Here is a 9,047-nt window from a genome sequence, read left to right on the forward strand (position 1 = left end):
ATTTGTTATGAATGAGCTTACTGGGCAGTTTCCAGCAGATTGGGAATTATTGAGACTTCCTGAAGTTCTCTTTTTTCAAGAAGGTCCAGGTATCACAAGTGATAAATTCACAAAAGAAGGAATTCCATTCATTAATATTCGTTGTTTTGTTAATGGTCGAATTGATAGAAGTTCATGTCAATTTATATCTCAAAAATTGGGAAATGGTGAGTATAAACACTTTCAATTAGATGTAAATGATTGGGTTTTTTCAAGTTCAGGAACAATAGGAAAAATCGCCCTTATTTTTGATGAAGATTTACCTTTGCTACTTAATACTTCAACTATCCGATTTAGGACTCAAGACGAAAAAAGGTTAGCAAATAATTACATAAAATTTTTTCTGGAGTCTTTTCACTTCAAAATACAGCATCAGCTTCAAACACAAGGAAGTGCTCAAGTTAACGTTGGACCGACGCATTTACAAAAAATGCACATTCCTTTGCCCCCAATTAAAGAACAAACCCAAATCGCCACCATCCTCTCAACAATAGACCGCGCGATTGAGCAAACCGAAGCCCTAATTGCCAAGCAGCAGCGCATCAAAACCGGACTAATGCAGGACTTGCTCACCAAAGGAATTGATGAAAACGGCAATATTCGCAGTGAAGAAACCCATGAGTTTAAGGATTCACCGCTTGGGAGGATTCCGGTTGAGTGGGAGGTGGAAAGTCTTGACGAACTAACAACAAAGATTGGTGACGGAATACATACAACCCCGGCTTACTCTGAAAACACCGGATTCTTCTTCATAAATGGAAATAACCTAGGGGATGGATCAATTCACATTACTTCCGATACTTTGTGCGTCAATCAAGGCGAATTTAGGAAATACTACATTGAACTTGACGATAGAACGATTTTGTACTCAATCAATGGTACGATTGGGAATATCGCATTTTATAAAAATGAGCCAGTGGTTCTCGGAAAAAGTGCAGCGTATATAAAATGCAAGAAATCGGTAAATGCTCGCCTAATTTATCACATCCTCCAGTCAGAGCCAGTACACCGATTTTATGATTATGAACTTACCGGCTCAACTATCAAAAATCTTTCATTGGCGGCGATGCGAGCAACCCCAATCAAGATACCCCGAATGCAAGAAGAACAAGAGTTCTTAGCGTGCAGGCTGGACTTGTGTGTTTACGAGATAGGGCAAGCAAACAATTGTCTATCTAAACTCCGCTCTCTCAAAACTGGACTGATGCAAGACCTACTAACTGGCAAAGTTCGAGTTACCGACCTCCTCAACCAAAAAACAGCAGCAAATTGATTCATCGGTCAAACCTATGCAACCAGAGCAAACACCCACAAATCACAAAAACTTAAACATATACCCAGACTTTGCCAAAAAAATGGAAATCGCAAGGCGCGGCATCAAAAAATATCGTAACGCCCTGATTGACCTCGCCAAGTCACCAAACTGCTCAGGCGATCTATATCCCATGATCTCGATATCAGACGATTCGCTAAACTAAACATAACTCCCTTGCCCATAGATTTACCATGCAAGCGATCGAATTTAAAACCATCCTAAAAAACGGCATAGTCACCATTCCCGCCGAATATTCTTCTGAATGGGAAGGTAAACAGATCCGCGTTATCTTGTTGGATAATGCAGAGAAGATATTACCCGTCGAAACCACTGATATCAATCCCCTCAAAGGAAGCGTGACATTTGATGAGTAGAAAACGGGTTTCTCGGAGAAACCCGTTTTCTGTGCGTTACTCAACGGATTTAGTATAAGACATTTAACCCCGTTCTCCATAGATACTTTCTCGGCTAATATCTTGATCAGATAATTGGGGAAAATTCTTATCTCTATGATTTTCTGCCCATTCTTCAAAAGCTTTTATCCATTCTTCAGGGGTAGCCGTTTGACAAAAAGATAATTTTTGATAGTCTTTTATTGCTTCTATTGCTCCATTAGATGTTAATTCTCTTTCTAGTTGTTGTTTTTCTTCTTCAGAAAGGGATCTAATAATTTGTGCTAAAGTTTTAACCAGTTGGTTGTTCATATCCGTTAATGCTTAAATATTTTTTATGTATAATAACCTATTATAGCGTTTCTCATAAGTGGCTAGGTGTTAAAAATTATCAGATGCCCCCCTTATTAAGGGGGATCCCCCCGCCTATCGGCACCCCCCTTATCAAGGGGGGAAGGGGGGATCGGCACCCCCCTTATCAAGGGGGGAAGGGGGGATCGAACCTAAAATCCATTTTAAATTTAATTATAACCAGCTACTTATCAGAGAAGTACAATTTAACCCTGTTCCCTGTTCCCTCAAGAAGATTTAGACGAAAAACCTCATAAATACAGTTAAATAAAGGTTATCTGGTCATGAACAAAACACCTCAACCTATCAAACTCGATGAGCGCAACGGGGTCGAAAAGCCCTTACTTGACCAACTATACGGTTTAGATTGGGAAATATTGGATTTAGAGACAAAACAAAAACCACAGGATACTTTTAGAGAAAGCTTTACCGAGGTGGTGATGCTGCCAGTGCTGCGAGAACAGCTTACAATCATCAACCCCTGGCTAGAAACCGACCAAATAGAAGAAGCCATCAAACAACTCACCGCCAACTTCCCCAGCACCAACCTACTGGAAAATAACCGCCACGTCTTTAAACTGCTTCAGGAGAATACCAGCGTCTCAGAGAACCGTAAAACAGGCGAAAAAAGCCCCACCGTCAGGTTTATCGACTTTGACCACCCAACTAACAACCGCTTCATCGCCGTTTGCCAGTTTAAGGTGCGGATTCTAGGCACAGAAAACCACATCATCCCCGATATTGTCCTCTTTCTCAATGGGCTGCCAGTGGTGGTCATTGAATGTAAATCTCCCAAAGTCAAAGAACCCATTGCCGAGGCGATCGAGCAACTCCTCCGCTACAGCGAACAGCGCGGCGCTAAGGGCGAGGGAAATGTCCCCCTCTTTTTCTATAACCAGTTTGTCGTAGCTACCTGCCGCAATCAGGCAAAATTTGGCACCATTACCACCCACACCGAAAAATACTTCTTCCGTTGGGCTGACCCCTATCCCCGCACCCTAGAAGAACTAGAACACGGCATTAGCTCCCCCAATGACCAGCAGCGACTGGTGGCGGGAATGTTTGCCCCCGATAACCTCCTAGAGATTATTCGCAACTTCACCCTTTTCTCCATCAACAACAAGGGAGAAACCATCAAAATCGTCGGGCGTTATCAGCAGTTTCGTGCCGTCAAGAAAGCCGTGGAGCGTCTCCTAGAGGGCAAAACCCCCCGGGAGCGCAGCGGCATCATCTGGCATACCCAGGGGTCGGGTAAGTCCCTTACCATGATGTTTATGGTGCGGGCCATGTACCGCCATAACAACCTTTCCCAGTGGAAAGTGGTATTTATCACCGATCGCACCCAACTAGAGCAGCAACTCGCCGAGACCGGCCAAAGTGTTGGCTTTACCGTTAAGCCCGCCAATAGCATCGCCAAACTGAAGGAACTACTTCGCAGCGACTCCTCGGATCTGGTCATGGCCATGATCCACAAATTCCAAGAGCGGGAACTGCGGGAGACCTTCCCGGAGCTAAACCGGAGCAGCAACATCCTGGTGATGACCGATGAGGCCCACCGCTCCCAGTACAGCCTGCTGGGGACAAACCTCGACAAAGCTCTCCCCTACGCTTCCCGTATTGGCTACACCGGCACCCCCATCGACAAAACTGAGAAAGTTTTCGGGGACTACATCGACAAGTACACCATGGGCCAGTCCATCGAGGACGGCGTAACCCTAGAAATTGTTTACACCGGGCGCACCCATAACGCCGAGGTGTCTGATCAGACAGCTATGGATGCGGCTTTTGCCGATGTCTTCAGTGAGTACAACCTGCAAGAGCGGCTGCAGATTTTGGGCCATGGTTCGCGGGATGCCTACCTAGAAGCTCATCCCACTATCGCCGCTAAAGCCAAGGATATGGTGCAGCACTATCTCCAGTGCATCTTTCCCAACGGCTACAAGGCCCAGGTGGTGGCGACTTCCCGGGAGGCGGCGGTGCGGTACAAAGAGCATTTAGATGCTGCCCTGGCCGAGGAGATTGCCAAATTGGAGCAGGGGAATCCCCACCGGCTTAACCTCGATCGCCTGAAGCGACTTAAGACCGATGTGGTCATCTCCAGCAGTCATAATGACCTACCCCACCTCAAGCAATACAGCAACTCCACCCGCCACGATACTACTATTAAAAGCTTTAAACTGCCCTTTGACGCAAGGGATGAGGGGATTACTGGAGATGTGGGCATTGTCATCGTCAATAATATGCTACTGACTGGCTTTGATGCCCCAGTAGAGCAGGTGATGTATCTCGATAGGGTCATCCAGGCCCACAACCTCTTACAGGCGATCGCCCGTGTCAACCGAGTCGGCGGTGCGGACAAGGATAAAGGCTTTGTCGTGGACTATGTAGGCATCGGCCACCACCTGAAGCGAGCCATTGATAACTACGACGAGCGAGAGCAGCAAGAAATCGAGGAAACCTTAAGTTTTCCCGAGGACGAGATCCGTCAGCTTGAGGATGACCACCGCAAAATCATCGCACTCTTGAAGCAACATGGACTCACCGACCTGAACGATCAAGATGCCTTTTTCGACCTCTTCTATGACGAGGATGTGCGATTCGAGTTCATGCTGGCCTTCAAGAAGCTGACCCGCAGCCTTAACTTGGTCTATCCCGCCAAGGAGGCCTTGAACTACATGAGAGACTACCAATCTCTCACCGCAGTGAATATACTAGCGGGGAAGCACTTCCGCGACGAGCGCCTGAGTATGAAGGGAATCCCACCCAAGCTGCGGGCCCTGACCGACCAGTACCTGCAATCAAGGGGAATCGACGAGAAAGTTAAACCGATCTCGATCTTGGATAAGGACTTTGAGAGCCATGTCCAGAAACACCAGCGAGTCAAAACAAAGGCCGCCGCAATCGAACACGCTCTCCGCCACTATATCGAGATCGATCTGGTGGACGATCCCGAACTGCAAGCCTCCTTTTCTGAAGCACTGAGAGCCATCTTCGAGGAGTTTAAAGACAATTGGGACAAGATTTACCAAGAACTGGAAAAACTACGCCAGAAGGCGAGAGAAGCAAAAAATGAGCCTACCTACGGACTGGACAGGAAAAAGCAGCTGCCCTTCTTTCGGATGTTCAAACGGGAGTGTTTTGGAGAAGCGGCATTAACTGACGATATGGTTTCTCAGATGGTCGCTCTCACTCAACAGGTATTTACCGTTGTTGAGCAGGAGTTACAATTAACTAGCTTTTGGGAGAGCATTCCCGCTCGCAAGAAACTTAGGGCAGAGATTCAAAAAGTGTTACTCTCTCCCGACTTTTTCCAAATTCCCAATCTTATGGACAATCGAGAACAGATTATCTCGCGGGTGATGGAAATAGCAGAGAAAAATAACGACCGAATTTTTTAGGCTGAATCGAGTAAAATTGAGCGACTTTTAATATGAAACTTGACTATAAAATCATTTATTCTTCCAGTCGTAAGACCCTGACCATTACCGTGGAACGTGATCGCTCGATCGTGGTCAGAGCGCCTACTGGTACTCATCCCGATAAGATCCAGCAAATAGTAGAGTCACGCAAGCAGTGGCTCTATGAAAAAATTCACCACGAGCAAAAGTATCGAGTCCCACTTCATCCTCCGGGTAAGGAACTGGTTAATGGCGAGTCGCTTCTTTATTTAGGGCGCTACTATCGTTTAGAATTGGTTGATGATCAGACAGAGATAAAGTTTATTAACAATCGCTTTCGAGTACCAAAGGCACTAACAGAGAATGGTGGCGAGATTTTTCAAGATTGGTACATTCAGAAGGCAAAAGAGAAGATACTTCCTCGTGTCAACCTTTATGCTAAAAAGCTTGGTGTCAGGTTTAATCAGGCTAAAATTACCGACAGCAAATATCGCTGGGGTTCTTGTACACCCCAAGACAATGTTAACTTTAACTGGCGATTGATCAAAGCCCCGATGTTCGTAATTGATTATGTGGTAGTTCATGAGTTAGCGCATCTGATTGAATCGAACCACACTCCACGATTTTGGCACATTATTAAGTCGCAAATTGCTACTATGGAACAGGCCAAGCAATGGCTTAAAGAACACGGTCAGATGTTGGAACAGTCACTATAATTTTGGAAAATAAACCTAATTTAAATCTGCTGGGATTAGCACCCATAGCCATTTTACCCGATTATATCGTCTCGGAGTCTCCCCAAAAGGAAACCCTCATAACTCACCATTAAGATAACTGCTATAATTATCGTCTGGGGTTTGACTCGGTGTCAAAAAAGTTTCAGCTAATTTAATTAAATTGGTTCGATTAATCTTACCTTGGGGACTTTTTGGTATCTCTGGTAATTTTATCCAATGTTTCGGCAGTTTATAATTGACTAATTTATCCTTAATCTGGGATTGAATAATTGTCTGGTTTATCTGAGAGTTAACGGGTACATAAAAAGCGACAATTATCTGTCCCCATTTGACATCTGGCAACCCTAAAACCACCACATCTTTAACTAAATTAGTTTGTCTAATGGCAGTTTCTACCTCAAGAGGATAAACATTTTCTCCTCCAGTAATTATTTTTTGACTATCGCGACCAATGATATATAAATAACCACTTTCATCCAAATAACCTAAGTCATCGGTCTCGAAGTAGCTTGCTTGATTAAGATGGGGATAATAGCCTAAAAATAAAGATTTTGCTTCAATAATAATTTTCTGGTTATCGGGATTAATTTTTATCTGAGCATGGGGTAATACCTGTCCATTACTATTATTGCTTCGTCGAAAATCTTCTGGTTTAAGAGTGACAATTTGTGAGGCAGTTTCCGTCATTCCATAGGTGGTAGACAGAGAAATATTATATTCTCTAGCTTTTTCTAGTAAAGATGGCCATGCAGGGGAACCTCCTAGTAAAACTGTTTTAAAATTGGCTAACCATTGAGGATCATTTTCTAGAAAAAATTGTAATTGACTGGGAACTAAGGAGATAAAATAATCTTGAAGATTGAGATTATTTACACGCTTTTCTTTGATTTTATGGTAAGAAATAACAGCAAAATCTCCCCCCGTTAAAAAACTTCTCAGAAACTGCATTAAACCACTAACATGATATAAAGGCAGTAGGCAAAAACAGTTAACCTGCTTGACTTGAAAATATTCAGAGAAACCTTTGACAGAAGCAGTTAAAGTTAACCAGTTATGGATAGCAAAGCGAATTTTTCCCGAGGTTCCTCCCGTGGGTATCATCAGAGAATTAGTCAAAGGATTGACAGGAGGAGAATTATAGTTAAAAACCTTGATATTTTCGCCAAAAATATAATCGGGTTGCATCAGAGAGAAAACCTGTTCCCATTCGTTAGTTTTCCAGTCGGGATTAGCTAAAAATAGGCAACTTTTTGACCTGACGGCAGCCAAGAATATCGCTAAGAATTTAAGGGGATTGCCTTCAGCAAGCAGTATAGTTAATCGAGGATTATCTGCGGTGATAAATTGCCGAGAATAGGACTGATATAATTGATAAAATTTTTGGATATTGTATCCATATAACCAATCTTTTTGACTGAGATATGCTAATTGTTTGCTGATGTCGTCCACAGTTTTTCTAACCAATCGGGGTCACTATTATTAAACCATTGTTGCACACCAAAACCTAAAGCTCGCTCCTTTTTGGGGTATTCTTGTGCTAGACGTAGAGCGGCTTTTCTGCCGATATTAGTTTCTAAAACGGAGGAAAATACTAAATCTAAGGGATATTTTTCCCAGAGATGTCTTAACCCTTGTATTGAACCGGTAATAGCAGGTTTAATCACAAAAATTCCTCGCCATCCCCGTTGATAACATTCCTCTATTTGTTGCAGATTGGCCACCGATTCATCTAAAGCAATCCCTGTGGTAAAATCTTGACTTAATTGCCACATTTCCGCTAATTGAGACGGGGGTAAAGGTTGTTCAATAAATTCAATTATTTGACATTCATCGGCAATTTTTAACCAGATTTTACTCTCAGCAATACTTAATCCCCCATTGGCATCTAAACGCAATTTAATTCCCCTGGGTAATCGGTCAATTAATTTTTCAAATAAGTTTAACTCTTGCTTGAGAGAATTGACCGCAATTTTCCATTTATAAGTATTAGTTGTATTAGCGGCTAAAATATCATCCAGACAGGGAAATACTGCCGCACCGGTGGGCAATAAATAACTATAATTTCTCGGTTCTAATTCTCTTGATTTATTCTCGATACTTAAATCTTCTAAAGCTGATTCAAAGGCAAATTGACAAGCGGGAAATTGTTCAGGAATAGAAAAAATTGAATTTATTGATAGGGGATTTTCGAGACTTTGACAGAATAATATTGCGGCCGATAATGTTTCTGAACCAAATTCAGGTAAAGGAGCAATTTCTCCCCATCCTATACGTCCATCTTCCGCTTCTAAGCGAATAATAATTCCTTCCCTAATTTCCCAGAGTCCGTGATGGGTTTGTAGGGGACGCAGCAAAGGACGCTGATAAACACGAAATTGCCAGAAATACATGATTAACTATAAGTAGTCGTGAAAAGCTTAACATGAGCAGGCGTTGGGTTTCATGCTTCAAACCAACCTACGTTCTTTATAGAGTTTGTCAGCGAAACGTTTTTTTGTTTTAAAGTCCAGAAAACGGGTTTCTCCGAGAAACCCGTTTTCTAGGTGACTTAGAAGGAGAGCTTAGACACTTAAACAAAGAAATTACCCACTGGAATGTTCCCTAAAGCTGGTAAAGTACCGGTAAATCCAGTCATATTTATTAATAAATCATTGCTGGATTGGAAGCCAGCCGTGCCATCATTAATAATGAGGTAGGTTCCAGCTATTGCACCGGTTGTTACCTGCACTAAGGCGGCACTATTAACCCCTAATCCTTGATTACCTGTAATCGCTCCATTGGCATCAGTAAATACCTGATTGACTAAATTCTGTAA

7 protein-coding genes and 1 pseudogene are annotated in these 9,047 nt (G+C 43.0%); 4 read left to right on the plus strand and 4 right to left on the minus strand.

The window, feature by feature from the left end; translation table 11 throughout:
- Positions 1 to 7: 7 nt before the first annotated feature.
- Both EWV60_RS02985 and EWV60_RS02990 read left to right on the plus strand, forming a co-directional pair.
- Positions 8 to 1,312: a restriction endonuclease subunit S gene (locus tag EWV60_RS02985; protein ID WP_287230857.1), complete on the plus strand. Its 1,305-nt coding sequence runs from the start codon at positions 8 to 10 to the stop codon at positions 1,310 to 1,312.
- A gap of 233 nt (positions 1,313 to 1,545) precedes the next feature.
- Positions 1,546 to 1,728, plus strand: coding sequence for a hypothetical protein (locus EWV60_RS02990; protein ID WP_016516247.1), 183 nt, complete (start codon positions 1,546 to 1,548; stop codon positions 1,726 to 1,728).
- A gap of 63 nt (positions 1,729 to 1,791) precedes the next feature.
- Here EWV60_RS02990 and EWV60_RS02995 read toward each other — a convergent pair whose 3' ends face one another.
- Complete coding sequence (locus EWV60_RS02995) at positions 1,792 to 2,058, minus strand: vacuolar protein-sorting-associated protein 25 (RefSeq protein WP_287230859.1); 267 nt, start codon at positions 2,056 to 2,058, stop codon at positions 1,792 to 1,794.
- A 323-nt stretch (positions 2,059 to 2,381) separates the two neighbouring features.
- Between EWV60_RS02995 and EWV60_RS03000 the strand changes: the two genes are divergently transcribed.
- Positions 2,382 to 5,495 (plus strand): type I restriction endonuclease subunit R, encoded by a 3,114-nt coding sequence (locus EWV60_RS03000; RefSeq protein WP_287230862.1) that lies wholly within the window; start codon positions 2,382 to 2,384, stop codon positions 5,493 to 5,495.
- Between the two features lie 32 nt (positions 5,496 to 5,527).
- Positions 5,528 to 6,211 (plus strand): M48 family metallopeptidase, encoded by a 684-nt coding sequence (locus EWV60_RS03005; RefSeq protein ID WP_103111393.1) that lies wholly within the window; start codon positions 5,528 to 5,530, stop codon positions 6,209 to 6,211.
- A 127-nt stretch (positions 6,212 to 6,338) separates the two neighbouring features.
- Here EWV60_RS03005 and EWV60_RS03010 read toward each other — a convergent pair.
- From EWV60_RS03010 to EWV60_RS03020, 3 genes and pseudogenes are all read right to left on the minus strand, one after another.
- Positions 6,339 to 7,681 (minus strand): annotated as a pseudogene (locus EWV60_RS03010) (2-succinylbenzoate--CoA ligase).
- A complete protein-coding gene (locus EWV60_RS03015) occupies positions 7,657 to 8,622 on the minus strand; it encodes an o-succinylbenzoate synthase (protein ID WP_287230867.1) in 966 nt (321 codons plus the stop codon). The pseudogene EWV60_RS03010 and the gene EWV60_RS03015 overlap by 25 nt, the downstream one beginning before the upstream one ends.
- A 179-nt stretch (positions 8,623 to 8,801) precedes the next feature.
- Positions 8,802 to 9,047: bluetail domain-containing putative surface protein (locus tag EWV60_RS03020; RefSeq protein ID WP_287230869.1), on the minus strand; the 246-nt coding region annotated here is incomplete at its 5' end.

Source organism: Microcystis sp. Msp_OC_L_20101000_S702 (genome assembly GCF_007095705.1).
GTDB classification, from domain to species: domain Bacteria; phylum Cyanobacteriota; class Cyanobacteriia; order Cyanobacteriales; family Microcystaceae; genus Microcystis; species Microcystis ichthyoblabe_A.

Bases quoted from the DNA above. Each gene is read 5' to 3' on its own strand.
- EWV60_RS02985 (WP_287230857.1), top strand. From the start codon at position 8: ATGAATGAGCTTACTGGGCAGTTTCCAGCAGATTGGGAATTATTGAGA.
- EWV60_RS02990 (WP_016516247.1), top strand. From the start codon at position 1,546: ATGCAAGCGATCGAATTTAAAACCATCCTAAAAAACGGCATAGTCACC.
- EWV60_RS02995 (WP_287230859.1), bottom strand. From the start codon at position 2,058: ATGAACAACCAACTGGTTAAAACTTTAGCACAAATTATTAGATCCCTT.
- EWV60_RS03000 (WP_287230862.1), top strand. From the start codon at position 2,382: ATGAACAAAACACCTCAACCTATCAAACTCGATGAGCGCAACGGGGTC.
- EWV60_RS03005 (WP_103111393.1), top strand. From the start codon at position 5,528: ATGAAACTTGACTATAAAATCATTTATTCTTCCAGTCGTAAGACCCTG.
- EWV60_RS03015 (WP_287230867.1), bottom strand. From the start codon at position 8,622: ATGTATTTCTGGCAATTTCGTGTTTATCAGCGTCCTTTGCTGCGTCCC.